The 25299-nt window shown below is 67.4% G+C and carries 24 protein-coding genes; 5 read left to right on the forward strand and 19 right to left on the reverse strand.

Annotated features, from left to right (window positions below):
* Window positions 1–21 precede the first annotated feature (21 nt).
* The 11 genes from FHY06_RS08685 to FHY06_RS08735 form a co-directional block, all read right to left on the reverse strand.
* Entirely contained in the window at window positions 22–900 is an 879-nt protein-coding gene (locus FHY06_RS08685; RefSeq protein ID WP_184604493.1) for a class I SAM-dependent methyltransferase, read from the reverse strand.
* Entirely contained in the window at window positions 897–1472 is a 576-nt protein-coding gene (locus FHY06_RS08690; protein WP_184604495.1) for a DUF1415 domain-containing protein, read from the reverse strand. Before FHY06_RS08690 ends, FHY06_RS08685 begins: the two co-directional genes overlap by 4 nt.
* Entirely contained in the window at window positions 1469–2731 is a 1263-nt protein-coding gene (locus FHY06_RS08695) for an MFS transporter (RefSeq protein ID WP_184604497.1), read from the reverse strand. The genes FHY06_RS08690 and FHY06_RS08695 overlap by 4 nt, the downstream gene beginning before the upstream one ends.
* Before the next feature lie 62 nt (window positions 2732–2793).
* Complete coding sequence (locus tag FHY06_RS08700; RefSeq protein ID WP_126182667.1) at window positions 2794–3924, reverse strand: deoxyguanosinetriphosphate triphosphohydrolase; 1131 nt, start codon at window positions 3922–3924, stop codon at window positions 2794–2796.
* Complete coding sequence (aroB, locus tag FHY06_RS08705) at window positions 3921–5033, reverse strand: 3-dehydroquinate synthase (RefSeq protein ID WP_184604499.1); 1113 nt, start codon at window positions 5031–5033, stop codon at window positions 3921–3923. The genes FHY06_RS08700 and aroB overlap by 4 nt, the downstream gene beginning before the upstream one ends.
* Before the next feature lie 35 nt (window positions 5034–5068).
* Window positions 5069–5617, reverse strand: coding sequence for a shikimate kinase (locus FHY06_RS08710; protein ID WP_019654429.1), 549 nt, complete (start codon window positions 5615–5617; stop codon window positions 5069–5071).
* A 23-nt stretch (window positions 5618–5640) separates the two neighbouring features.
* Window positions 5641–7791, reverse strand: a complete 2151-nt coding sequence (pilQ, locus tag FHY06_RS08715) for a type IV pilus secretin PilQ (protein ID WP_132752347.1) — start codon at window positions 7789–7791, stop codon at window positions 5641–5643.
* Window positions 7788–8327: a pilus assembly protein PilP gene (locus FHY06_RS08720; RefSeq protein WP_019654431.1), complete on the reverse strand. Its 540-nt coding sequence runs from the start codon at window positions 8325–8327 to the stop codon at window positions 7788–7790. The genes pilQ and FHY06_RS08720 overlap by 4 nt, the downstream gene beginning before the upstream one ends.
* The gene (locus tag FHY06_RS08725) at window positions 8324–9001 is read right to left on the reverse strand and encodes a type IV pilus inner membrane component PilO (RefSeq protein WP_184604501.1); all 678 of its coding nucleotides are present in this window, start codon (window positions 8999–9001) and stop codon (window positions 8324–8326) included. The genes FHY06_RS08720 and FHY06_RS08725 overlap by 4 nt, the downstream gene beginning before the upstream one ends.
* A gap of 6 nt (window positions 9002–9007) precedes the next feature.
* Window positions 9008–9628, reverse strand: coding sequence for a PilN domain-containing protein (locus tag FHY06_RS08730; protein WP_019654433.1), 621 nt, complete (start codon window positions 9626–9628; stop codon window positions 9008–9010).
* Complete coding sequence (locus FHY06_RS08735; RefSeq protein WP_019654434.1) at window positions 9625–10704, reverse strand: pilus assembly protein PilM; 1080 nt, start codon at window positions 10702–10704, stop codon at window positions 9625–9627. Before FHY06_RS08735 ends, FHY06_RS08730 begins: the two co-directional genes overlap by 4 nt.
* A gap of 241 nt (window positions 10705–10945) precedes the next feature.
* On the opposite strand from FHY06_RS08735, the gene FHY06_RS08740 reads away from it, so the two are divergent.
* Complete coding sequence (locus FHY06_RS08740; protein ID WP_019654435.1) at window positions 10946–13354, forward strand: penicillin-binding protein 1A; 2409 nt, start codon at window positions 10946–10948, stop codon at window positions 13352–13354.
* Window positions 13355–13375: 21 nt separating this feature from the next.
* On the opposite strand, the gene cyaY is transcribed toward FHY06_RS08740, so the two are convergent.
* Window positions 13376–13708: an iron donor protein CyaY gene (gene cyaY / locus FHY06_RS08745; protein WP_019654436.1), complete on the reverse strand. Its 333-nt coding sequence runs from the start codon at window positions 13706–13708 to the stop codon at window positions 13376–13378.
* A gap of 12 nt (window positions 13709–13720) precedes the next feature.
* Here cyaY and lptM point away from each other — a divergent pair, with 12 nt between their 5' ends.
* Entirely contained in the window at window positions 13721–14026 is a 306-nt protein-coding gene (gene lptM / locus FHY06_RS08750; RefSeq protein WP_019654437.1) for an LPS translocon maturation chaperone LptM, read from the forward strand.
* Window positions 14023–15306 carry a diaminopimelate decarboxylase gene (lysA, locus tag FHY06_RS08755; RefSeq protein ID WP_019654438.1) on the forward strand — a complete coding sequence of 428 codons (1284 nt, stop codon included), beginning with the start codon at window positions 14023–14025 and terminating at the stop codon, window positions 15304–15306. Before lptM ends, lysA begins: the two co-directional genes overlap by 4 nt.
* Window positions 15307–15322: 16 nt before the next feature.
* Here lysA and FHY06_RS08760 read toward each other — a convergent pair whose 3' ends face one another.
* The 5 genes from FHY06_RS08760 to FHY06_RS08780 form a co-directional block, all read right to left on the reverse strand.
* Window positions 15323–15967, reverse strand: a complete 645-nt coding sequence (locus FHY06_RS08760; protein WP_019654439.1) for a protein-methionine-sulfoxide reductase heme-binding subunit MsrQ — start codon at window positions 15965–15967, stop codon at window positions 15323–15325.
* Window positions 15968–16105: 138 nt separating this feature from the next.
* Window positions 16106–17134 (reverse strand): protein-methionine-sulfoxide reductase catalytic subunit MsrP, encoded by a 1029-nt coding sequence (gene msrP / locus FHY06_RS08765; protein ID WP_184604503.1) that lies wholly within the window; start codon window positions 17132–17134, stop codon window positions 16106–16108.
* Between the two features lie 118 nt (window positions 17135–17252).
* Entirely contained in the window at window positions 17253–18569 is a 1317-nt protein-coding gene (ccsB, locus tag FHY06_RS08770) for a c-type cytochrome biogenesis protein CcsB (protein WP_019654441.1), read from the reverse strand.
* Window positions 18570–18583: 14 nt separating this feature from the next.
* Window positions 18584–20749 carry a cytochrome c biogenesis ResB family protein gene (locus FHY06_RS08775; RefSeq protein WP_184604505.1) on the reverse strand — a complete coding sequence of 722 codons (2166 nt, stop codon included), beginning with the start codon at window positions 20747–20749 and terminating at the stop codon, window positions 18584–18586.
* A gap of 126 nt (window positions 20750–20875) precedes the next feature.
* Window positions 20876–21550: a c-type cytochrome gene (locus FHY06_RS08780; RefSeq protein ID WP_019654443.1), complete on the reverse strand. Its 675-nt coding sequence runs from the start codon at window positions 21548–21550 to the stop codon at window positions 20876–20878.
* Between the two features lie 72 nt (window positions 21551–21622).
* On the opposite strand from FHY06_RS08780, the gene yihA reads away from it, so the two are divergent.
* Window positions 21623–22372, forward strand: a complete 750-nt coding sequence (gene yihA, locus FHY06_RS08785) for a ribosome biogenesis GTP-binding protein YihA/YsxC (RefSeq protein WP_126182662.1) — start codon at window positions 21623–21625, stop codon at window positions 22370–22372.
* 89 nt (window positions 22373–22461) lie between these two features.
* Window positions 22462–23373 carry an alpha/beta fold hydrolase gene (locus FHY06_RS08790; RefSeq protein ID WP_019654445.1) on the forward strand — a complete coding sequence of 304 codons (912 nt, stop codon included), beginning with the start codon at window positions 22462–22464 and terminating at the stop codon, window positions 23371–23373.
* Window positions 23374–23492: 119 nt separating this feature from the next.
* Here FHY06_RS08790 and FHY06_RS08795 read toward each other — a convergent pair whose 3' ends face one another.
* Together FHY06_RS08795 and FHY06_RS08800 are read right to left on the reverse strand one after the other, a co-directional pair.
* Complete coding sequence (locus tag FHY06_RS08795) at window positions 23493–24377, reverse strand: LpxL/LpxP family acyltransferase (protein ID WP_126182660.1); 885 nt, start codon at window positions 24375–24377, stop codon at window positions 23493–23495.
* Window positions 24374–25264, reverse strand: a complete 891-nt coding sequence (locus FHY06_RS08800; RefSeq protein WP_184604507.1) for a lysophospholipid acyltransferase family protein — start codon at window positions 25262–25264, stop codon at window positions 24374–24376. The genes FHY06_RS08795 and FHY06_RS08800 overlap by 4 nt, the downstream gene beginning before the upstream one ends.
* Window positions 25265–25299 lie beyond the last annotated feature (35 nt).

The raw sequence follows: 25299 nt of genomic DNA on the forward strand, positions 1-25299 counted from the left end.
CGACGGACGGCGCGCCCGCGCTCAGGCGAGACGGAAGCGCGTGTCGCCCAGCCTGTCCAGCCCGAACTGAGCGAGCAACTCGCGCAGCCGCGCGGCCGCGCTCGCCTTTTTCTGGCCGGTGTAGCGCGCGAGGATCAGCTCGTTCTTCATGCTGTGCTCCCAGCCGACCAGCTCCGTGACCATGACGCTGTAACCGTTGGCTTCGAGGTACAGGCAGCGCAGCACGTTGGTGAGCTGGCTGCCGATCTCGCGCGTGTGCAGCGGATGGCGCCAGAGTTCGGCCAGCGGCGTGCGCGACAGCGCCAGCGCCTTGGTCTCGCGCAGGCAGGCAGCCACCTCGGCCTGGCAGCAGGGCACGAGCACCATGCAGCGCGCCTTCTTGGCCAGGCCGAAGGCGATGGCGTCGTCGGTCGCGGTGTCGCAGGCATGCAGCGCGGTGACCACGTCGATCTGCGCCGGCAGCTCACCCGATTGCGCCGACTCGGCCACCGTGAGGTTCAGGAACGACATGCGCTCGAAGCCCAGGCGCTTCGCGAGCTCGCGCGAGCGCTCGACCAGCTCGCCGCGCGTCTCGATGCCGTAGACATGGCCGCCACCCGGCCGGGCGCGGAAAAACAGGTCGTAGATGATGAAGCCCAGGTACGACTTGCCCGCGCCATGGTCGGCCAGCGTGGCGCCCGCGCCCTCTTCCGGCAGCTCGCGCAGCAGTTGCTCGATGAACTGGAACAGGTGGTAGACCTGCTTGAGCTTGCGCCGCGAGTCCTGGTTGAGCCGGCCCTCGCGGGTCAGGATGTGCAGCTCCTTGAGCAGCTCGACCGACTGGCCGGGGCGCAGCACTTCGGCCAGCTCGGCGTCGGCCTTCGCGGCCTTGTTCGTCTTCGGTGCGGTCTTCGTGTTCATGGCTCGGCGCTCCCCGGCCCGACGTCGAGTTCGCTCCAGCCCTGCGATCCCAGCGCTTCGAGCGTGTCGATGTTGCGCTCGAAGATCGCCTCTGCCTCCGGAAAGGCCTCGACGGCGCGGCTCACGCTGTCCTCGCGCAGCAGATGCAGCGTCGGGTACGGCGCACGGTTGGTCGCGTTGCCGATGTCGTCGGCTTCGGTGCCGGCGAACTGGAACTGCGGATGGAAGCTCGCCAGCTGCAGCACGCCGTCGAATCCCGCGCGGGCGAGCCGGCGTTCGGCGCGCGCCGTGAAGTCGTTGAAATCCAGGAAATCGGGCAAGGCGTTCGGTGCAATCAGAAGGGTTGTGTCGCGCACGGAGGCATCGAGCGCCACGAGGTCCCGGGCCTGCGCCAGCAGTGCGTCCATCAGGTCGGCCTCCTCGGCGGGCTCGTACACCGCGTAGTGGATCTGTCCTTTCACATGCACGGCCTTGGCGAAGGGGCACAGGTTGAGGCCGATCACCGCGCGCTCGAGCCAGCGCCGCGTGTCGGCTTCGGCCTGAAGGGAAGGGATTGTCGCCGGTAGCGTCATGCCATCTCCGCAGCGGGGCGAATACGCCCCAGGCGCCGCGCGACCGCCATGCCGACCAGCGAGCAGGCCAGCGTGGCCGTCCAGGTCCACTGCCAGCCGCCGACGCGATGCGCCAGCCACGCCACCGCGAGCGGCGCCAGGAACTGCCCCAGCGAAGAGGCCTGCTGCATCAATCCGATGGTGGTCGACACGGTGGACGGCCCCGGCGCCAGCCGCACGCCCAGCATGAACAGCGTGGCAGGTACCATGCCGCCGCCCAGCGAGAAGGCGCACACGGCGATATAGCGCACGGTCGGCGGCAGACCTGCCGCCTCGGCGCCCTGCCCCATCTGCGCGAAGGCGGCCACGCCGCTCAGCGCCATCGTCAGGAAGCCCAGCTGCAGCAGGCGCTCGGGCGCCACGCCGCGCTGCAGCCAGCGCCCGCCCGCGACGTTGCCGATGATGTTCGCCGCCGCCGCCAGCGCGGTGAGCACCGCACTCCAAGCGGCCGGCACGCCTGCACCCGCGTAGATGGCAGGCAGGAAGCCGATCACCGCGATCCATTGCGACGAGTACACGGCGAAGGTCAGCGCGACCAGCCAGGGCGCTCGCGCGCCGGCAGTGGCGCGCAGCCGCGACGCCCATCCGCCGGAAGCCGGCCCCGCCGTGGACGGACGGAGCCGGTCGGCGGGCACGACGATCCAGAGCCAGAGCGCCGCGCCGGCCGAGACGGCCGACAGCGCCCACCACCAGTCCACCCAGCCGCCCCAGCCGATCAGCGCCGGACCGAGAAGAAGCGCGAGGGCCACGCCCAGGGGCATGTAGGCGCCCCAGAGGCCCAGCGCCGCCTTGTCGGCACCCGGCGGCGTCAGGGCGCGGATCAGCCCGGGCCCCGGCATCACCGCCAGCAGGAAACCGATGCCCTCCACGGCGCGCAGAACCAGAAGCCAGTGCACGGCATGTGCCCCGCCGCCGCCGAGCCCCGTACCGGCCGCGCCACCGAGCAGGCTGGCGGCAGTCAGCACGATCAGCCCCGTCAGCATGCTGCGGCGCAGCCCGATGGTGTCGGCCGCCAGGCCCACCACCAGACCCAGCGTCATGCTGGCAACCTGCACCAGCGAGAGCAGGAACCCCGCCTCGACCAGATCGATGCCCAGAGATGCCTGCAGCGCCGGCACGGCGGGCGGCAGCTTGCCCAGGTGGAGGGATCCGCTGACGCCGCCCAGCAGCACGGCCAGCGCCGCGGCGGGAATGCGGGGTCGCCCGGCCCACCCACCCATTGGCGCACCTTCGTTCTTCGCACTACCGTGCGAGCTTGCCTGGGAGCGGCCCGGCGCGGCGCTCATGCGATGCCCCGGCGGCCGGTCAGCCGTTCGTGCTCGCGCACGGCGAACCGGTCGGTCATGCCGGCGATGTAGTCGGCGACGGCGCGATGCCTGTCCGGCCGCTCGGCATAGGAGGCCGGCATCTCGGAGCCTCGCTCCAGATAGGCCGCGAACAGTTCACGCACCACCTCCCGCGCCTGGTCCGTGGTCTGCGTGACCTGCGGGTGCCGGTAGAGGTTGCGGAAGAGAAAGCGCTTCAGGTCTTCCGACTGGGCCTGCATGGTGCTGCTGAACGCCACGACGGGCGGAGCCTTGCGCACGGCATCGGCGTCGGCCGGGGCGAGCGCCTCGAGCGACGCCCGGGTCGCATCGATCACGTCGTAGACCTGTGCGCTCAGCATGCGGCGGATGGCTTCGTAGAGCACGCGGCGTCCCTGCAGATGCGGGTGCTCGGCGAGCGCCTCTTGGCGATGCCGCTCGAACAGCTCCACCTCAGACAGCTGCTCGACCGTGATGAGCCCCGAGCGCACGCCGTCGTCGATGTCGTGGGCGTTGTAGGCGATCGCGTCGGCCAGGTTGCAAAGCTGGGCCTCCAGCCCCGGCTGGGTACGGTCGAGGAAACGCCTGGCGACGCCGTCGGGCTCCGCAGCCTCCAGCCGCTCGGCGTTCGCGCGCGAGCAATGCTTGAGGATGCCCTCGCGCGTCTCGAAGCTGAGGTTCAGGCCGTCGTACTGCGGATAGCGATGCTCCAGCGCATCGACCACGCGCAGGCTCTGCAGGTTGTGCTCGAAGCCGCCGTGCCCGGCCATGCAGTCGTCGAGCGCATCCTGCCCGGCGTGGCCGAAGGGCGTGTGCCCTAGGTCGTGCGCGAGGGCGATGGCCTCGACAAGGTCCTCGTTGATGCGCAGCGCCCGCGCGATCGACCGGCCCAGCTGGGCGACTTCGAGCGAATGCGTGAGACGGGTACGGAAGAGGTCGCCCTCATGGTTCAGGAACACCTGCGTCTTGTAGACCAGCCGGCGGAAAGCGGTGGAATGCACGATCCGGTCTCGGTCGCGCTGGAAGGCATCGCGCGTGGGCGCTGGCGGCTCCGCATGCCGACGGCCGCGCGAGCGCGCGGGCAGGCAGGCGTAGGCCGCGAGGCTCATTGCTGCGCGCAGCTCTGGGCGAGCACTTCGCGCACCAGCGCATCGGGCGCGCTGCGGACCACCGCGGAGCCGGGCCGGTCGATCACCACGAAGCGGATCTCGCCGGCCTCCGACTTCTTGTCGACGCGCATCAGCTCCAGGTAGCGGTCCGCGCCCAGCGCCGGGCCGACGATCGGCAGGCCGGCCCGCTCGATCAGCCGCGTGAGCCGCTCGACGAACGCGGCATCGACACCGCCGAGCCGTTGGGACAGCCGCGCTGCCATGACCATGCCGCAGCCCACGGCCTCGCCGTGCAGCCACTCGCCATAGCCCAGGCCCGATTCGATCGCGTGGCCGAAGGTGTGGCCGAAATTGAGGATCGCGCGCAGGCCGGTCTCGCGCTCGTCCTGCCCCACCACCAGCGCCTTGATCTCGCAGCTGCGCCTGACGGCGTGGGCCAGCGCTGCCGGCTCCCGCGCGACGAGGGCGTCGATGTTCGCCTCGATCCAGTCGAAGAAGGCCATGTCGTGGATCGGGCCGTACTTGATGACTTCGGCCAGCCCGGCGCTGAGCTCGCGCGGCGGCAGCGTCTGCAGCGTCGCGAGATCGCAGACCACGAGCTGCGGCTGGTAGAACGCGCCGATCATGTTCTTGCCCAGCGGGTGGTTGATGGCCGTCTTGCCGCCGACGGAGGAATCCACCTGCGCCAGCAGCGTGGTCGGCACCTGTACGAATGGCACGCCGCGCATGTAGCTGGCAGCCGCGAAGCCGGTCATGTCGCCGACCACCCCGCCACCCAGCGCGAACAGGACGGTCTTGCGGTCGCTGCCCCGGCCGAGGAGTTCGTCGAAGATCAGGTTCAGCGTCTGCAGGTTCTTGTAGGCCTCGCCGTCGGGCAGTTCGAGCAGGTGAACTGCCCTGAAACGCCCCGCCAGGGCGGATTGCAGCGCCCCGGCATAGAGCGGCGCCACCGTGGTGTTGCTGACGATCAGGGCCGTGGTCGACGCGGGCACGACATCGAAGCTCCGCGGGTCGTCCAGCAGGCCGGCGCCGATCAGGATCGGATAGCTGCGGTCGCCGAGCTGGATGTCGACACGTTCTGGCGGAGCGGAAAGTACGGGCAGGGACATGGGCAGCGAGTTTAGGCGCTGCGGCAGGAGCAGGCTCAGGCGGAGGGCTCTTCGGGGTGCGCACCCGGCTCGACGACGCCCGCCAGCTCCAGCTGCATCACGATGATGTTCACCAGCATCGCGATCGTCGGGCGGCCCGTGTCGACCACGTCGTGGGCGGTTTCCCGATAGAAGGGGTCGCGCGCATCGTGCAGCTCCCGAAGCCGGCCCAGCGGATCGGCCACCTGCAGCAAGGGGCGCTTGACATCATGGCGCAGGCGCCGGAACAGGTCTTCGGGGGAGGAGCGCAGGTAGATCACATGGAAGTGATCGCGCAGTTGCTGGCGGTTGGCCTCCCGCAGCACCGCCCCGCCGCCCGTGGCCAGCACGCCCTGGGCGTTGGAGGCCAGGTCGGCGATCACGGCCTGCTCGAGGTCGCGGAAGGCAGCCTCGCCCTCGCGCTCGAAAAAGTCACGGATCGAGCAGCCGATGCGCTGCTCGATCACATGATCGGTATCGATGAAAGGAAGGTCCAGCCGCATCCCCAGGCGCCGGCCCACTGCGGACTTTCCGGCGCCGGGCAAGCCGACGAGTGCGACCGCCACGCGGTGGCTGCTACGCCCGCGCGTCAGCGCGCGGCGTTGCGGTCGGTAATCATCTTCGGGGTGATAAAGACGAGCATTTCAGTCTTGTTGGCAACGCGTTCGCGCTTGCGGAACAGTGCACCCACATAGGGCACTTCACCCAGCACCGGCACGCGCGATTCGTCATTGGTTTCGGTGAGCTCGAAGATACCACCGATGACAACCGTGCCGCCGTTCTCCACCAGCACCTCGGTCTGCACGTGCTTGGTGTTGATCGCCGGACCCGCCGAGGTATTCACGCCGCGGGCGTCCTTGCTGACGTCCAGCGTCAGGATGATGTTGCCCTCCGGCGTGATCTGGGGCGTGACTTCGAGCTTCAGCACCGCCTTGCGGAACGAGATGGAGGTCGCGCCGCTGGAAGTGGCCTGCTGATACGGAATTTCCTCGCCCTGCTCGATCAGCGCCTTGGTCTGGTCGGCGGTGATGACACGGGGGCTGGAGACCAGCTTGCCCTTGCCGTCGGCTTCGAGCGCCGAGATTTCGAGGTTCAGCATGCGCGAGAAGCTCGAATTGAAAAGCGAGATCGCGAAGGTGCCTGCCGCGTTGCCGGTGCCGCCAGCATCGCCTGCGGGGAGGTTGATGAAGTTGGAGTTGGTCCAGGTGGTGTTGGCAGTGCTCGGACCACCGTTGGTGCCAGGGGTCACGACAGGCATCACGCCAAGGTTGGCGAACGCACGATTGCCGCCGGAAGATGCAAAACGCTCGCCGGCGATGCCGCCGCCCAACCGCACGCCCAGCGACTTGCCGAAGGTATCGGACGCCTCGACGATGCGTGCCTCGATCAGCACCTGGCGAACGGGGATATCGAGCTTCTGGATCAGTTCCGCCACCTGCGCCAGTCGCGAGGGAACGTCAGACACGAATAGTTGGTTGGTACGCGACTCCGCGATCACGCTGCCGCGCGGACTCAGGATGCGGGTCGTGGTGCCGCCACCGCCGCCGCCGCCAGCAGAAGCGCCAGTACCGGTCAGGCCCTGCGCAATGGCGATCGCCTTGGTGTAGTTGAGCTGGAACGACTGGGTCCGCAGCGGCTCCAGGTTCTCGATCGCGGCCTTGGCCTCGAACTCGAGCTTTTCCTTGGCGTTGATCTCATCCTTGGGCGCGATCCACAGCACGCTGCCGTTCTTGCGCATGCCCAGGTTCTTCGCCTGCATGATGATGTCCAGGGCCTGGTCCCACGGCACGTCCTTCAGACGCAGCGTGAGGGCACCCGTCACCGAATCCGAGGTCACGATGTTGAAGTTCGTGAAGTCGGCGATCACCTGCAGCAGCGAGCGGATCTCGATGTTCTGGAAATTGAGCGACAGCTTCTCGCCGTTGTAGCCCACGCCCTGGGTCAGCTTGGTCGGGTCGACCTTGCGGGCGCGCACCTCGACCACGAACTGGTTTTCGCTCTGGTAGGCGCTGTGCTCCCAGTCGCCCTTGGCGTCGATCGTCATGCGGACGCGGTCGCCGGCCTGCTGCGAGGTGATCATCTGCACCGGCGTGCCGAAATCGGCCACGTCGAGGCGGCGGCGCAGCCCCTCGGGCAGGGACGACTTGGTGAACTCGACCACGAGGCTCTTGCCCTGCTGCTTGACGTCCACGCCCACCTGGTTGTTCGGAAGGTCGACGATGACGCGGCCGGTGCTGTCGGCGCCCAGGCGGAAGTCGACGTCGCGCAGCGGCAGCGTGTCGCGATTGCGGTTTTCGGCGAAAGCCGTGGAGACCGGGGCTGCGAGGGCCGATCCGGCGACGGGCTCGAGCACCACCAGCAGCGACTTGCCCTGGATCTCTGCCTTGTACGCGGTCGCCTGCTTCAGGTTCAGCACCACGCGGCTGCGCTCACCGGCCTGTACCACGTTCACCGAGCGCAGGTTGCCCTGGTTCACCTCGATGGCGGAGCGGCCGATGGCGTTCGTGACACCGGGAAAGTCCAGCGCGATGCGCGCGGGGGTCTGGACGGCGAATCCGGCGGGAACCGCGGTGAGCGGCTGCGCGAGATCGATGCGGATGACTTCCGAGCCCGACTGGGTCGAGCTGGTGACGGCTTCGATGGCGTTTTGCGCATGTGCCACGGCCAATGCGCCGAAGGCCAGCAGACCCAGGCCGGCAGCGCGCAGCCACTGTGCCATTTTTGATTTCTTTTGGTTCATTTCGCACTCTCTTGCAGCTGCAGCGTCGCGACGCGTTCGATCCATTCACCGGCGGCGTCTTGCACGATTTCACGCAAGGCGATTTCGGTTTCGTTGATGCGGGTGATACGCCCGTAGTTGAGTCCCAGGTATTCGCCGACGCGCACCTTGTAGAGCAGCTTGTCCACGCGCAGCAGCGCCACCGGCTGGCCGTTTCGGTTCATGCTGCCGACCATCGCCATCGAGTCGAGCGGGAAAGCCTCGAGCGGCTCCTTGCGCCGAGCCAGCTCGGGCGCGATCAGCTCCGAGGTGCTCGGCTGGTTCGATTCGCGGCGCAGCGCCTGCGTCAGCTTCAGGATGTTGAAAGGTTCGAACGCCGAGGCCTCGGTATAGGCCTGCGGAGTGAACTTCTTGGGTTCGGAAATGGGCGGAATCGAAGGCTTCACCTGGGCACGCTGCTCGGCCATCCAGCGCTGGAGGTCTTCCTGGCCCGAGTCGCAGGCGCTCAATGCCGACGCGGCCAGCGTCAGCCACAGTACTTTGGCGACGATCTTCATTTCTTCGCCTTCGGTGCGGAGGCGCGCTTCTGGGCGGCCCGCTCTTCATCGTCGAGATAGCGATAGGTGCGCGCGGTGGCGTCCATCGTCAGCACGTCCTTGTCCTTCTGCGGGGTGACCGAGATGTTGTTGAGCGTCACGATGCGCGAGAGGCCCGCCACGTCGGCCGCGAAGGCGCCCATGTCGTGATAGCGGCCGGTCACGCGAACGGCGATCGGCAGTTCGGCGTAATAGTCCTTGACCGACACCTGGCCGGGGCGGAACAGCTCGAACTGGAGGCTGCGGCCCAGGCCCGCCTGGTTGATGTCCGACAGCAGGGCATCCATTTCGGCCTTGCTGGGCAGCTGCTTCTCGAGCAGGGTCACGTACTGCTGGACCTGCTCGCGCTGCTTCTTGAGCAGATCGAGGTTGGCGGCCTGGGCCACCTTCTTCTGGTAGTCGGCCTTGAGCGTGACTTCCTTGGCCCGCTCGCTTTCGAGCTCGTCGTTCGAATTGGTCAGCCAGACGAACCACAGAGCGACCAGCACCAGCGCCGTGACTGCGAGGCACAGCGCATAGCGCGGCACCGGGGGCCACGCCGAGGGATCGTTCGGATTGAGTCCGCGGAACTGGTCGCCGAAGCGCTGGAGCGCTGCGGCGACGTCGATTTTCTGGAAGGGGCGCTTGCTTGCCATGATCGGTTACCCCTTGGACTGCGCCGTTGCGGCCAATGCCTTGTCGGCAGCGGCTTTCTGCGCGTCGGTGGGCCGCTTCAGGCCGATGCGCATCGTGAAGTTCGCCACGCGGCGCTGGTCGCGCGGATTCAGGCTCACATTGGCCGAGGTGATCTCGACCAGCTCGGGCTTCACCAGCCACGGGCTGTTGTTGCCGAGATTGCGCAGCAACTCCGACACGCGCTCGTTCGACTGGGCCATGCCCTGCAGCGTGACCGTCTGGTTGTCCTGCTTCATGTTGGTCAGGTAGACGCCATCGGGCAGCTGCCGCACGAGCTCGTTGAGCAGGTGCACGGGCAAGTTGCGGTCGCCCTGCAGGTCTTCGACGGCCTGCTGGCGCGCGCGCAGCGCGGCGATTTCTTCCTGCAGCGTGGAGATTTCCTTGATCTCGACCTCGAGCTTCTTGATCTCGGCCTGCAGGAAGCTGTTCTTCGACTGCTGCGCCGATATCTGCGCCTCGAACCAGAGGTAGCCCAGCCCGGCGATCAACACGCCCAGGATCGCCGCGGCACCCAGGGTGCCATAGAACGCCTCGCGCCTGCGCTTGCGCGCAGCTTCGCGATGCGGGAGCAGATTGATGAGGATCACTGCAGGAACCTCCGCATGGCCAGCCCGCACGAGGTCAGATAGGACGGAGCCTCGCGGCGGACCTTCTTCTCCCGGACGTTCGAGCTGATTTCCATCCCTTCGAAGGGATTGAGCAGCGAGCAGGCGAACGAGGTCTGCCGCGTGACGGCGTTCGTCAGCCCCGGCAGCGAAGCCGATCCGCCGGCCAGCAGGACGTAGTCGACGCGATTGTGCGGTGTGCTGGTGAAGAAGAACTGGAGCGCACGCGCGATTTCCTGCGCGATGCTCTCGACGAAGGGCCTGAGCACGCCCGAACCGTAGTCGTCGGGCAGGTCGCCGCTGCGCTTCTTGGCCTCGGCTTCCTCGGCGGAGAAGCCGTACTGGCGCACGATCAGCTGGGTGAGCTGAGCACCGCCGAACGCCTGGTCGCGGTCGTACAGCACTTCCTGGTTGCGCAGCACCTGCATGCTGGTGGTGAAGGCGCCCACTTCGAAGAGCGCAACGATCGAATCGACGCCCTTGCCGGGCAGCTGCTCGATCAGGCGGGCGGTGGCCAGGCGCGAGGCATACGATTCGACGTCGAGGATCATCGCCTTCAGGCCCGCGGCTTCGGCCAGGCCTTCGCGGTCCTGGACCTTTTCCTTGCGCGACGCGGCGATCAGAACTTCCACGTCGCCTGCGGAGGTGGCGCTCGGGCCGGTCACGCAGAAGTCGAGGCTGACTTCGTCGAGCGAGAACGGGATGTACTGGTTGGCTTCGGACTCGACCTGGATCTCGAGCTCCTGCTCGCTCATGCCGCCGGGAAGAATGATCTTCTTGGTGATCACGGCCGATGGCGGCAATGCGAGCGCCACGTTGCGGGTGCGGGTGCCGCTCTTGCGGATGACGCGGCGGACGGCTTCGGCCACCTCGTCGAACTTCTCGACGTTGCCGTCGGTGATCCAGCCACGTTCCAGGGGTTCGATGGCGCAGCGCTCCAGGACCAGCTTGCCGCTGGCCTCACGGCCGAGCTCGACCAGCTTGACGCTGGACGAACTCACGTCCAGCCCCAGCAGGGGAGCGTTCTGACGACGAAACAATGATCCAAGAGCAGCCAAGGCAGGTTCCTCTTCCCCTGTATTTGTAACGAATAGAAAAAATTGAATTCGGTTGCATGCTAGCAGCAGGCGTAGCAGCAACCAAGCGACGCTGCAGGGCAAATTCCTCAAGCGTTGTCAAAAGCTGACGGCAAAACCGCATTTTGTAACTTTTGAATTAGGGCAATGCAAGCCCCGCAAAGATCGGATCGTGAGGAAGGGGCGGCTTTTTATAATGTCGGGTGACTCTGTGCGGCCCCTCATGCAAGAAACTTCCAGCCCCAAAGGGCCAGCCAAGAATTCCCCCTCCCCCCGCCCGACCTGGCTGAAATGGCTGCTGCGCCTTTTCCTCTGGGGCTTCGGCATTGCGCTGGCCGGTGTGCTCGCGGTGCTGTGCGTGGTGGCCGTGGCCCTTGCGGTCGCGTATCCCAACCTGCCTGACATCAGCGAGCTCTCCGACTACCGGCCGAAGCTGCCGCTGCGCGTTTTCTCTGCCGAAGGCATCCTGATCGGCGAGTTCGGCGAGGAGCGCCGCAACCTCACGCCCATCTCGGCCATCCCGAAGGTCGTGAAGGACGCCGTGCTCGCAGCCGAGGACGCGCGCTTCTACGACCATGGCGGCGTCGACTACAAGGGCATGATCCGCGCGGGCCTGGCCAACATGAACCGCGTGAAGAGCCAGGGCGCATCGACCATCACGATGCAGGTGGCGCGCAACGTCTACCTGAGTTCCGAGAAGACGCTCACACGCAAGATCTACGAGGTGCTGCTCACCTTCAAGCTGGAGCACCTGCTCACCAAGGACCAGATCTTCGAGATCTACCTGAACCAGATCTACCTCGGCAACCGCGCCTACGGTTTCGCTGCCGCCTCCGAAGCCTATTTCGGCAAGCCCCTGCAGGAACTCACGATCGCCCAGGCCGCCATGCTGGCCGGCCTGCCCAAGGCGCCAGGCGCGAACAACCCGGTCAACAACCCGCAGCGCGCGCGGGGCCGCCAGTTCTATGTGATCGACCGCATGCAGGAAGCCGGCTTCATCACCGCCGAGCAGGCGGCCGAAGCCAAGAAGGAAGAGCTGCACCTGCGCGACGCCGCCGACCCGAACCGCCTGCACGCCGAGTACGTGGCCGAGACCGTGCGCCAGCTGATGTACGCGCAGTACGGCGACAGCACCTACACACGCGGCCTCAAGGTGTACACGTCGCTCGTCGCAGCCGACCAGGCCGCCGCCTACAAGGCGCTGCGCAAGGGCATCATGGATTACGAGCGCCGCCAGATCTATCGCGGCCCCGAGAAGTTCGTCGACCTGCCGAACGACCCGAAGGACCTCGACGAAGCGGTCGACGACGCGCTCAGCGACCACCCCGACAACGGCGACGTGATGGCGGCGGTGGTGCTCAAGGCCACGCCGAAGCAGATCGACGCGGTGCGCGGCAACGGCGACCCGGTGCAGATCACCGGCGAGGGCCTCAAGCCCGCCCAGTCGGGCCTCTCCGACAAGGCGCCGCCGAACATCAAGATTCGCCGCGGCGCGGTCATCCGCGTGGTGAAGACGCCCAAGAACACCTGGGAGATCACGCAGCTGCCCGAGGTCGAGGGCGCCTTCGTCGCCATGGACCCGCGCGACGGCGCCATCAAGGCGCTGGTCGGCGGCTTCGATTTCGGAAAGAACAAGTTCAACCACGTGACGCAGGCCTGGCGCCAGCCGGGTTCGAGCTTCAAGCCCTTCATCTATTCCGCGGCGCTCGAAAAGGGCTTCACCCCGGCCACGGTCATCAACGACGGCCCGCTCTTCTTCGACGCCGGCACCACCGGCGGCCAGCCCTGGGAGCCGAAGAACTACGGCGGCGGCTACGACGGCCCGATGACGATGCGCACCGCGCTGATGAAGTCGAAGAACCTGGTCTCGATCCGCATCCTGCAGTCCATCGGCACGCGCTACGCGCAGGAGTGGATCACCAACTTCGGCTTCGACAAGGAAAAGCACCCTGCCTACCTGCCGATGGCACTGGGCGCGGGCTCGGTCACGCCGATGCAGATGGCGGTGGGTTATTCGGTGTTCGCCAACGGCGGCTATCGCGTGAATCCGTACCTGGTCACGCGCATCACCGACCACAAGGACAAGGTGCTGGTCGACAAGCAGCCGCCGCTGCTGAACGATTCGCTGCGCGTCATCCCGCAGCGCAACGCCTTCATCATGGACACGCTGCTGAATTCGGTGGCCCGCGGCGGCACTGCGGCCAAGGCGCAGGCCATGCTCAAGCGCCCCGACCTCTACGGCAAGACCGGCACCACCAACGACTCGCTCGACGCCTGGTTCGCCGGCTTCCAGCCCACCATGACGGCCATCTCGTGGATCGGCTACGACACGCCGCGCAACCTGGGCGATCGGGAGACCGGCGGCGGCCTGAGCCTGCCGATCTGGATCACCTACATGGAGACGGCCATCAAGGGCGTGCCGGTGACCGAGCTGTCCGCCAACCCGCCCCCGGGCATCGTGAGCGTCGGCGGCGAGTGGTACTACGACGACTACGCGCCGGGACGCGGCGTTGCGAGCCTGGGCGTGGAGTCCGCACCGGCAGCGCCGGTCGAGGCCCCGGCAGGCGGTCCGATCGGCGCCCCCGCGCAGCCCGAGGAACGCAACCGCATCCTCGACCTGTTCCGCAACTGAGCGCCGCCGCCGGCGGAAGGTTCAGCCAGCCGCGAAGTCCAGCGGCTGGCCGGCCTGAAGCGTCGCCTCGCGCGACAGGTTGCCGAAGAATTCCTCGCCGGTCTTGGTGTCCACCCAGGCCTTGCCGTCATGGCGGTAGTGATAGCCGCCCGAACGCGCGGCTAGCCAGATCTCCTGCAAGGGCTTCTGCAGGTTCACGATCAGCTGGCTGCCGTTGCGAAAGGTCATCGTGATCATCCCGCCCACCCTCTGGTTGTCGATGTCTGCGTCGGTCGCTTCGTTGATGCGGTCGCAGCCCAGCTCGATGGCTGCAAGAGCAGCCTCGGCGCGATCCATGTACTCGGTGTCGGTCATTACAATTTCGCCATGTTGAACGTTCGCCAAATTCTAGTGAGCACCCGCGCCCGCGCCGCGCTCATGGTCTGCCTCGCCGTAGGCACCGCCGGGCTCGTCGCCGCCTGCGGACAGCGCGGTGCGCTGTATCTGCCGACCGATCCGGCAGCCGCCGGGCGAGCCACCTTGCCGGAGATATTGACGCCGGACAGCCTGCGCTCCTCATCGTCATCATCGTCGTCTTCCAGCCAGGCAGCGCCCGCGCCTGCGGCCGCCGCCAGCGCACCGGCCGCTCCGACCACGAACGGCAGCAGCACCGGTACGGAGCAACGCAAGTGAACGCCGGCACGACCACTTCCCTGCCCGGCCAGCCGCACATCGCCGAGCGCGACGGCACGCTGCACGTCGAAGGCGTGGCGCTCGACGCGCTGGCCCGCGAACACGGCACCCCCCTCTTCGTCTACTCCAGGCAATGGATGCTGGATGCCCTGGCGGCCTACCAGCGCGGCTTCGAGGGCCGCGACGCCCTCATCTGCTATGCGATGAAGGCCAACTCCTCGCTCGGCGTGCTGCGCGTGTTCGCCGAAGCAGGCTGCGGCTTCGACATCGTCTCCGGCGGCGAGCTGTCGCGCGTGCTGGCCGTGGGTGCCGATCCGAAGAAGATCATCTTCTCGGGCGTCGGCAAGACCCGCGCCGAGATGCGCCAAGCCCTTGCGGCCGGCATCGCCTGCTTCAACGTCGAGAGCGAAGCGGAGCTCGACGTGCTCAACGAAGTGGCTGTTGCCGAAGGCAAGCGCGCGCCGATCAGCATCCGGATCAATCCGAACGTCGATCCGAAGACGCACCCCTACATTTCCACCGGCCTCAAGGGCAACAAGTTCGGCATCGCGCACGACCGCGCCGTCGAGGCCTACAAGCACGCCGCGCGGCTGCCGGGGCTGGAGGTGGTGGGCATCGACTGCCACATCGGCTCGCAGATCACCGAGGCCTCGCCCTATCTCGACGCGTGCGACCGCGTGCTCGACCTGGTGGAAGCCATCGAGGCGGCCGGCGTGCCGATTCATCACCTGGACTTCGGCGGCGGCCTGGGCATCGACTACAACGGCGAGGTGCCGCCCAAGGCCGATGCGCTTTGGCAGCAACTGCTGGCCAAGCTCGACGCACGCGGCTTCGGCGGGCGCAAGCTGGTGATTGAACCCGGCCGCTCGCTGGTCGGCAACGCCGGCGTGTGCGTCACCGAAGTGCTCTACACCAAGCCGGGCGAGGACAAGAACTTCTGCATCGTCGATGCAGCCATGAACGACCTGCCGCGCCCCGCGATGTACCAGGCCTTCCAGCGCATCGTGCCGGTGCGCACGCGCGCGGGCAACGCAACGACCTACGACGTGGTCGGCCCGGTCTGCGAGAGCGGCGACTGGCTCGGCCGCGACCGCGCGCTCAACGTGCTGTCGGGCGACCTGCTGGCCGTGCTGTCGGCGGGCGCGTACTGCATGAGCATGTCCAGCAACTACAACACGCGCGGCCGTGCCGCCGAGGTGCTGGTGAGCGGCGCGAGCGCAAGGCTGATCCGCCGCCGCGAGACGATGGAAGACCAGCTGCGCAGCGAGATCGACGGCTGATCGCCCTTTCCCGGCGTCAGCCGGTGCGCACCGCACCCGCAGACGCCGGCTTCGCCTTCCCGCGCTTGTTCGCGAAGTAGTTCCATACGCGCCACGCGAGCAGCACCGCGATGATCGCGGCGTAGACGAACACTTCCGCGAAGTTGTTCTTGCCCGCGCGCATCCAGAAGAAGTGCAGCAGGCCGAGCCCTGCGATCAGGTAGACCAGCTTGTGCAGCATCTGCCAGCGCTTCGCACCCATCGCCTTGATCGCGCGGTTGAACGACGTGGCCGCCAGCGGCGTCAGCAGCACGAAGGCCGAGAAGCCCACCAGGATGAACGGCCGCTTGGCGATGTCCTTCGCGATGTCGGCCCACTCGAAGCCCATGTCGAACCAGGCGTAGCACAGCAGGTGCAGGACCACGTAGAAGTACGCGAACAGGCCCAGCATGCGACGGTAGCGCGCGAGCGCGTTCCACTTGCTCATCACGCGCAGCGGCGTCACCGCCAGCACGATGCAGATGAAGCGCAGCGTCCAGTCGCCGGTGGCGCGGATCAGGAACTCCGCAGGGTTGGCGCCCAGCCCGTCCGTGAACGCGCCATAGGCCAGCCGCGCGAAAGGCAGCAGGCACAGCAGGAAGACGATCGGCTTGGTCGCCGGATGCATGAGCAGCTTGTTCACAAGACACTCCATGAAAGAAGAGACGTCGCACCGTCGAGAACACCGCGGACCCGGCTCCGCCGGCCCGCAGGTGTTGCCCCCGGCAGAGGGAAGGCGCGCGCGACACCAAGTGCGCGCAGCCCGGGGGCGAGCCCCATCTCAGTAGTTCTTCTTGAGGTCCATGCCCGCATAGAGCTGGCCGACCTGCGCTTCGTAGCCGTTGAACATCTCCGTCTTGCGCCGCTTGGCGAACAGCCCGCCGCCGTCGCCGATGCGGCGTTCGGTGGCCTGGCTCCAGCGCGGATGGTCGACGTTCGGGTTCACGTTCGAATAGAAGCCGTATTCGTTGGCCGCGGCCTTGTTCCAGGCGGTGCTGGGCTCCTTCTCGACGAAGCGGATCTTCACGATCGACTTGGCCGACTTGAAGCCGTACTTCCACGGCACCACCAGCCGCACCGGCGCGCCGTTCTGGTTGGGCAGCACCTCGCCGTACATGCCGAAGGCCAGCAGGGTGAGCGGATGCATCGCCTCGTCCATGCGCAGGCCCTCGGTGTAGGGCCAGTCGAGCACGCGCGAGCCCACGAAGGGCATGGTCTTGGGGTCGGCCAGGGTCACGAACTCGACGAACTTGGCGTTGCCCTGCGGCTCGACCTTCTTGATGAGCTCGGAGAGCGAGTAACCCACCCAAGGGATAACCATCGACCAGCCCTCGACGCAGCGCAGCCGATAGATGCGCTCCTCCTGGGCGCTGAGCTTGAGCAGGTCCTCGATGCCGTACTTGCCCGGTTTCTTGACCAGCCCTTCCACCTCCACTGTCCAGGGCCGCGTCTTCAGCGTGCCGGCGTTCTTGGCGGGGTCCGCCTTGTCGGTGCCGAACTCGTAGAAGTTGTTGTAGGTGGAGGCGTCCTTGTAGTCGGTGACCTTCTCCATCGAGATGGCACCGGGCACCGTCGATTTCGCGCCCGGCAGCGGTGCGAGCTTGTTGGGGCGCTCGACCTGCGCCAGGGCTTCGCGCGAGGCGAATGCCGCCAGCGCGGCTCCCGCTGCACCGCCGGCCATCAGCTTGAGCATGTCGCGGCGGCCTTCGTAGACCTCCCGGGGCGTGATCTCGCTGGACAGCGGATGGATGAAACCGTTGTCGCCGCTGTTGTTGACGGTGCGACGGAGGGGACGGGAATGGAACGACATGACGGGCCTTTCGCGGAATCGTTGTTCTCAGGGTAGTTCGTGGCCAACCCCGATTCGGTTACGCGCCGCCGCGGCGCGTGGTTTCAATAATTCTTCGCGAAAGGCCGCAGGCCTGCACTCACAGGGTGCCGTAGCTGTGCAACCCGCTCAGGAACATGTTCACGCCCAGGAAGGCGAAAGTCGTGACCGCGAGCCCGCCCAGCGCCCACCAGGCCGCCACGGTGCCGCGCAGGCCCTTCACCAGCCGCATGTGCAGCCAGGCCGCGTAGTTGAGCCAGACGATCAGCGCCCAGGTCTCCTTCGGGTCCCAGCTCCAGTAGCCGCCCCAGGCGTCGGCCGCCCACAGGGCGCCGAGCACGGTGGCGATGGTGAAGAAGGCGAAGCCGACGGTGATCGACTTGTACATGACATCGTCGAGCACGTCGTTGGCCGGCAGGCGCGCGGCGATGCGCTTGCGCCCCAGCAGGATGCCCGCGGCGATCAGCGCGGAAATGCCTGCATAGATCACCCAGTAGCTGCCGCCGGCCTCCTGCACGCGCTGGCGGAACGCCACTGGCACGAAGCACAGCGCCACGCCCAGCAGCCAGATCGGCGTGAGCTTGTACCAGCGCTTCTCGTCGGCCTGCTCCTTGATGAGGTAGGCGAAGGCGACCATGGCCGCGAGCGCGAAGGTGCCGTAGCCGATGAAGTTGGCCGGCACGTGCAGCTTCATCCACCAGCTTTGCAGCGCCGGCACCAGCGGCTGGATCTCGTGCGCCTCGCGCACGATCGTGTACCAGAGCAGAAAGCCCACCGCCGCGCTGACCACCAGCATCACGAAGGCGCCGAGCGCACGCGTGCCGTAGCGCTCCTCGAAGTAAAGGTAGAAGGCCGCCGTCAGCCAGCAGAACAGCACGAACACCTCGTACAGGTTGCTCACCGGGATGTGGCCGATGTCGGGGCCGAGCTGATGGCTCTCGTACCAGCGCACCATGGTGCCGATCAGCGCCATCGTCACCGCCGCCCAGGCCAGGCGCGAGCCGATCGCGTCGAAGGTGTCCGACTGCCTGCCGCCGAAGAAGCCGAGCCAGTAGAACAGCGTGCTCATGAAGAACAGCACGCTCATCCAGAGGATGGCCGACTGGCTCGAGAGGAAGTACTTGAGCCAGAACACCGTGTCGGCGCGTGCCAGGTCGCCCTGGTAAGACGCGATGGCCAGCAGCGAAGCCGCAGCCACCACGATCGCGAGAACCCGCAGCGGCCGCCAGAACCAGCCGATGGCGATGGTCGCGATCACCGCCGCGGCGAGGATCGGCTTCTCGTAGTAATCCATCGAGCCCGCGTAGCGCGTGAAGGCGAAGAGCCCGCCGGCCACCACCAGCGCCGCGAACACCCAGTCGAACAGGTTGCGGCGCGAGAGCCAGCTTTCATTGAGCGTGAGGGTCGTGGTGTTCATGTCGTCTCGTGGTCTTATGCGTTCAGGGCGAGCAGCTTGCGTTTGAGATGCTCGAATTCGCGGTCGCTGTCGATGGTCTTGCGATTCACCGAGAAAGCCATCGTGGCTGCCGTCGTCGCGGGTGCTTCGCCTCCGGCAGCCGTGCCGCCGGGCGCCAGCCACACCCACAGGCGGCGCTCGCGCACGTACAGCATGGCAAAAATGCCGACGATCAGCAACAGGCACCCCAGGTAGACGATGTTCTTGCCGGGGGCGCGCGCCACCTGGAACACACTGGCCTGCACCTGGGTGAAGTCGGTCATCATCATCGCGACCGGCGCCGGGTAGAAGTACGCGTCGCTGATGGCAAGCACGGCCTGCGTCAGGTAGGCCTGCGATTTCTCGTCGTTGGGCAGCGCGGCGAGACCGGCACCCTCGCGGCTCAGGTTGAGCACCTCGAACAGCACGTCGTTGAGGATGCGCACCAGCACCCCGCCGGCGCGCTCGCGCTCGGCCTCGGGCACGTTGGCCTCCATGAACTCGGCAATGGCCTGCCAGCCGCCTGCGGTGGCGGCGTCGGCCTTGGCGCGCTCGCTGCCGGCGAACAAGGCCAGCGCGCGCGTGGCGGACACGCGCAGCTGCTCCGCCATCTCGGGGCGCTTGGGATCGGTGGCCTTGGCGATGTAGCGCTCGACGGCGCGCTCGCGCGTGGCCGGATCGGCGAGCGCCGCACGCATGCGCACGAAGCCGTCCATGGAGCCCTGCTCGTCGGCCGGCACGCGCAGGTAGCGGAAGGGCTCGTCGGGCTTCTCGCGCATGCCCAGCAGGAACACCGGCTGGCCGTCGCCTGTGTCGACCGGCACCATGTAGTTCTGGTACTCGCGCGCCTGGCCCGAAGCGTCGCGCAGCTTGTAGCCGATGCTCGGGCCGATGTTGCGCAGCACCTTCGGCTTGTTGGTCTTGTTGGCAGCGCCCAGTCGCGACTCGATGTCGTGGCGCAGGTCGACCTTGCGCACGTCGGCGCCGCTGCCCATGGCGTTGGCGTCGGCGAAGTTCTCGACGTTGATCACGCGCAGCGCGGCGTACTCGAGCGTGAGCTTGTCCTTGCCGTTGGTGATCTCGGTGCTGGGCCCGCCGATGACGCCTTCCACCTCGAAGGGCTTGGCCGCGGCAGCCATCGGCACCGCCTTGAGCTTCACCTTCGAGCCGCCGTCGTCGAAGCTCGACTGGTAGATCTCCACGCCCTTGTAGCTGGCCGGATGGTTGACCTCGATGCGCGCGGGCACCTGCTCGCCGGTCTCGCGATCGTGCAGCACCACCTCGCTCGCGAAGAGCTTGGGCATGCCGGTCGAGTAGTAGTCGACGATGAATTTCTTCAGCTCGATGGAGAACGGCAGCTCCTGCAGCAGCACGCCGTCGGACTGGTTCAGGATGGCGACGCTGCCCTGCCCGCCCTCGGGCACGAGGATGTTGCCGCGGAATGTCGGGTTGCTGGCCGACAGCCGGTGCTGGGGCGGCACGTCGGCGATCATGCCGCCGCCGGTGAATACGCTCTTGCCGTTGAACCAGGTCTGCGCGCGCACCACCAGGTCGCCGTCGAACAGGCCGCCGATGCACACCAGCACGATGGCGCTGTGGGCCGCGATATAGCCCAGCTTGTGGGCGCCGCCCGCGCGCGCCGCGACCATCCAGCCTCCGGCGCTCTTGCCGTCGGCGCCGGCGTCGCGCCGCTGCAGCTTGACCTTCCAGCCCCCGCTCACCAGCAGCTGGCCGATGCGGTTGGCCGCGGCCTCGGGCGTCTCGCCCAGGCTGTTCTCCGCGCGATGGCCGAAGGCCTTCAGGCTCTGCACGCGGATGTCTTCCTTGAGCGTCTTCAGGTCGACCATGATGCGCGGCGTGTTGCGCACGATGCACAGCGTGGTGCTGATCACCAGGAACAGCAGGATCAGCAGGAACCACCAGGCGCTGTAGATCGAGTCGAGCCGCGCGGCGCGGAAAAGCTCGGCCCAGAACGGGCCGAACTGGTTGATGTAGTTGTTGATCGGCTCGTGCTGCTTGAGCACCGTGCCGATGATCGACGCGATGCAGATGATGGTGAGCAGCGCGATCGCGAAGCGCATCGACGACAGCAGCTCCACCGCGGCGCGAAGCATCTGCGGTCCGCGATGAACGCGAAGGCCATGGGTGGAGACGGACGACATCGGGCGAAGCTGGAAGAAGAAGGAAGAGAGGGCTGAAAACAAAAGGGCGGGCCATCCTGCTGGATCGGCCCGCCCTTTGTTTGGGGTTGTTATCGGCGGCTGGTCACGCTCCAGGGAGCGCCATCATCAACGCAAACCGGCAATGTAGTCGGCAACAGCCTTGATTTCCCTGTCGTTGAGCTTGGCGGCGACGCCGGTCATTGGCAGGCTGTTCAGGCGGACGTTGTCGCGGAAGGCGGTGAGCTGCGCCACGGTGTAGTCGGCGTTCTGGCCGCCAAGGCGCGGATACTGGGCCGGAATGCCGGCGCCGTTGGGGCTGTGGCAGCCGGCGCAGGCCGGGATCTGGCGATCGCCGATGCCGCCGCGGTAGATCTTCTCGCCCAGCGCGATGGTGTCCTTGTCCTTCGAGAAGCCCGGCTTGACCTTCTTGGAGCCGACGAACCAGGCGATGTTGCGCATGTCTTCGTCGGACAGCGCCGAGGCCAGCGGCTTCATGATCGCGCTCTTGCGGGCGCCGGACTTGAAGTCCTGCAGCTGCTTGAGGATGTATTCGGGATGCTGCTGCGCCAGCTTGGGGTTGGCCGCGATGGCGGAGTTGCCGTCGGCGTTGTGGCACGAGGCGCAGCTCTGGCTGTTTGCCGGCGTTGCGTTGAAGAGCGCATCCCCCTTGGCGGGGTCCGGCTTGGCCGGCTTGGCGGCTGCCGGGGCGGCAGGAGCGGCCGCGTGTTCATCGGCCGCAAAACTCACGCTGGATGCGATGCCCACGAGGGCCGCAAGCACAATATTGGCAAACAACTTCATATCGGGGGCTTCGAATTTATGGCGCAAAACCTCACGATTCTACAATGTGGGCCCTGTTTCGAAAGTCCGTAGATGCCCTCCCCGCGCGCCAAGCCCGCTGCCTATCCTCCCCGCGCGGCAGCTGCCGCAGACCCCCGGGTCGCCGAACGCGAGCGCATGGCGCTGGGCTGGCTCCACACCGCCCACTTCCTCACCAGCGCCCCCCAGCTCGAACACCTGCCCCCGCTCGGCCTGCCCGAGATCGCCTTCGTCGGCCGCTCCAACGCGGGCAAGTCGACCGCCATCAACACCCTGACGCAGCAGACGCGCCTGGCCTTCGCCTCCAAGACGCCCGGCCGCACGCAGCACATCAACCTGTTCGGCATCGGCAAGCAGAAAGTCGATGACGCGGTGCTCGCCGACCTGCCCGGCTATGGCTACGCCGCCGTGCCGCGCGAGGCCAAGCTGCGCTGGCAGCGCGTGATGGGCAACTACCTCATGACGCGCGAGAACCTGCGCGGCGTGGTGCTCATGTGCGATCCGCGCCACGGCCTGACCGAGCTCGACGAGATCCTGCTCGACGTGATCCGCCCGCGCGTGGAGCAGGGCCTGAAGTTCCTCGTGCTGCTCACCAAGGCCGACAAGCTCACCCGCAGCGAGGGCGCCAAGGTGCTGTCCATTACGCGACTGCAGGCCGGCGGCGGCGAGGTGAAACTGTTCTCGGCCCTCAAGAAGCAAGGTGTGGGCGAGGCGGCGGAACTGCTGTGGCGCTGGGTCCATCCAGAGGACGCCGAGGCGCCGGCGCCCGCACCCGAGCCACCGCCGCCAGCGGAAGGCGCCTGACGATCCGGCAGGCTGCACCGTCCGTCCCATCTGCGCAGGTCACTATCAAAACAATAGCGACGACAGTCAACCCGAAGGAGACAAGAAGCATGATCGAGACATTCCAACGCAGCCTGCCCAACGGCACCACACTGAGCTGCCGCGCCGCCGGCCAGCCGGGCCGGCCGCTGATGGTGTTCCTCCACGGGTTCCCGGAGGCCGCCTTCATCTGGGACGAGCTGCTCGAATACTTCTCCGACCCCGCCCATGGCGGCTACCGCTGCGTGGCGCCCAACCTTCGCGGCTTCGAGAAGTCGAGCTCGCCCACCGACGTGGCTGCCTACAAGCCGCATCTGCTGATCCAGGACATCCAGCAGCTCGCCGCCACCGAGAGCGCCGACGGCACCATGGCCGCGCTGGTCGCCCACGACTGGGGAGGCGCCTTCGGCTGGGGCTACGCCAACGCCTTCCCTCAGCAGGTCGGCAAGCTGGTCATCATCAATTCGCCGCACCCGGGCACCTTCACCCGCGAGCTGCGCAACAACCCCGCGCAGCAGCAGGCGAGCGCGTACATGAACTTCCTTGCGCGCCCCGACGCCGAGGCGCTGCTCGCGGCCGACGACTTCAAGCGCATGTGGCCTTTCTTCCTGCTGATGAAGGCCGGCCCCGACGGCCACGGCTGGCTCACCGAGGAAGTGAAGCAGCAGTACCGCGAGGTCTGGAGCGCGGGCCTCACGGGCGCCTGCAACCTCTACCGCGTAACGCCGATGAAGCCGCCCCTGCCCGGCCAGACCGTCGACGGCATCCCCGTGCTGCCGCGCGAGCGACTCGTGGTGGAAGTGCCGACCTTCGTGTTCTGGGCACTCGATGACGCCGCGCTGCTGCCCGGCCTGCTCGAAGGGCTCGACGAATACGTGCCCAGGCTCGAGGTCAGGAAGGTGCCGAACGCGACCCACTGGATCGTGCACGAGCAGCCGCAGCTGGTCGCGCGCGAGATCGAGGGCTTCCTGAATCGGGCTTGACCGAAGGCAGAGGCCGCCGAAAGAACCAGGTCCGCCTCTTCGGACCTTCTGGGCCTTCTTTCTAGGCCTTTGCGAAACCTCGGCGAACCCTGCATCCGGCTGCCCGGCTCCTGCGGCCCTCAATAGATCGGCGGCTCGCCCTCGGGCCGCGTCTTGAAGCGGCGGTGCACCCAGTAGTACTGCGCGGGCATCGTGTCGATGTAGCCCTGCAGCCGCTCGTTCATGAGCGCCGTGTCGGCCTCGACGTCGTCCGTCGGAAAGTTCTGCCAGGTCGGCAGGATCTCGATCTCGTAGCCGTCGCGCGTGAGCTTCGACACCACCGGCACCACCTTGGCCTTGCCCAGCCGCGCGAAGCGCGACAGCGACGGCACCGTGGCCGCCTGCACGCCATAGAACGGCACGAAGATGGTCTGGTCGCGGCCGAAGTCCATGTCGGGCAGCAGGTACAGCAGGCCGCCCTTGCGCAGGCCCTGCAGCACCGGCTTGATGCCGTCCACCCGGTTGAGCGCCGCCACGTCGCCGAAGCGCGTGCGGCCCTCGCGGATCCAGGCGTCGATCATCGGGTCGCGCTGGGTCGTGTAGATGGTGGCGGAGGGGCGCGCCGTGTGCATCGTGAGCGCGGTGGCGGCCGCGTCGAGGCCGTAGAAGTGCGGCGCGAAGAGGATCATGGGCTCCTCGCCGTGGGCGATCTCGCTGATCTCCGAGGCTGCGCCGACGATCCTGAGCCGGCTCGCCACCGTCTTCTCGGGCGCATGCCAGAGCCAGCCGCGGTCCAGCCACGACTGCGCCACGTAGACGAAGGTTTCTTTCGCGATCGCACGGCGCTCGGCTTGCGACTTCTCGGGGAAGCAGACCGCCAGGTTGGTGTCGACCACGCGCCGCCGCGGCACCGCGACGACGTGCAGGATGCGGCCAAGGAAGGCGCCGAAGCCGCGCACCAGCGGCAGCGGCAGCGGCGCGATCGCGCGCATGAAGCCGATGCCGAGTCGGGAACCGAGGCTCATGCGGTCTCCCCGGCAGCGGCGACCACGCGCTCGGCGCGCGGCTCCTTGTAGCGGGCGTAGTCCCAGACGTACTGCCCCGGCAGGCTGCGGATCAGCCGGCCGATCGCGTCGTTCATGGCCGCGGCCGCCTCCTCGATGGGAGCGGTCGAGTCGGTCAGCGCCGTGCCGACGATGGGATCGAAGCGGATCACGTAGCCGGCCGCATTCGGCAGGCGTTCGCACACGCTGAGGAAGCAGGCTGCGCCGGTCTGTTGCGCGAGGCGGGGAAGCAGGGTCATGGTGTAGGCCGGACGGCCCAGGAAGGGGGCCCACACGCCCTGGCCGAGCGGCGGGACCTGGTCGGGCAGGATGCCGGTGTAGCCGCCGCTGCGCAGCGTGCGGATCAGGCCGCGCACGCCGGTGTTGTTGGTGGGCAGGGTCTGCAGGCCGGGCCTGTCGCGCGAACCGGCTGCGATCAGCTCGGCCATCCACTTCTTGCGCGCAGGGCGAAAGAGCGCGGTGATCGGCCCGTAGGTCGACAGAAAACGCTCGCCGATGGCCTGGCCGCACATCTCCCAGCTGCCGAGATGCGGCGCGACCAGGATCACGCCCTTCTTCGCCTGCATGGCCGCCTCGAAGGCTTCCACGCCCTCCCAGCGCACCACGCGATGCAGCACGGTTTCCCCTTGAGGCCGCAGCCAGAGCCAGGGCAGCTCGGACGCCATCTTGCCGGCTGCGGCGATGGCGGGACGGTATTGCTCGGGGCCGAAGCCCGCGCTCTCGGCGTTGGCCCTGAAGCGGCGGCGGTAGCCGGGCGCGCTCCACCAGACCAGCCAGCCCAGCAATGCGCCGAGCCGATGCATCAGCGGCATCGGCACGCGGGCAAGCAGGCGGAACAGGGTGATCATCGAATACGGGAGGGAGTCAAAACACGGACGCGCGC

This window comes from Variovorax atrisoli (genome assembly GCF_014195185.1).
GTDB lineage: Bacteria > Pseudomonadota > Gammaproteobacteria > Burkholderiales > Burkholderiaceae_C > Variovorax > Variovorax atrisoli.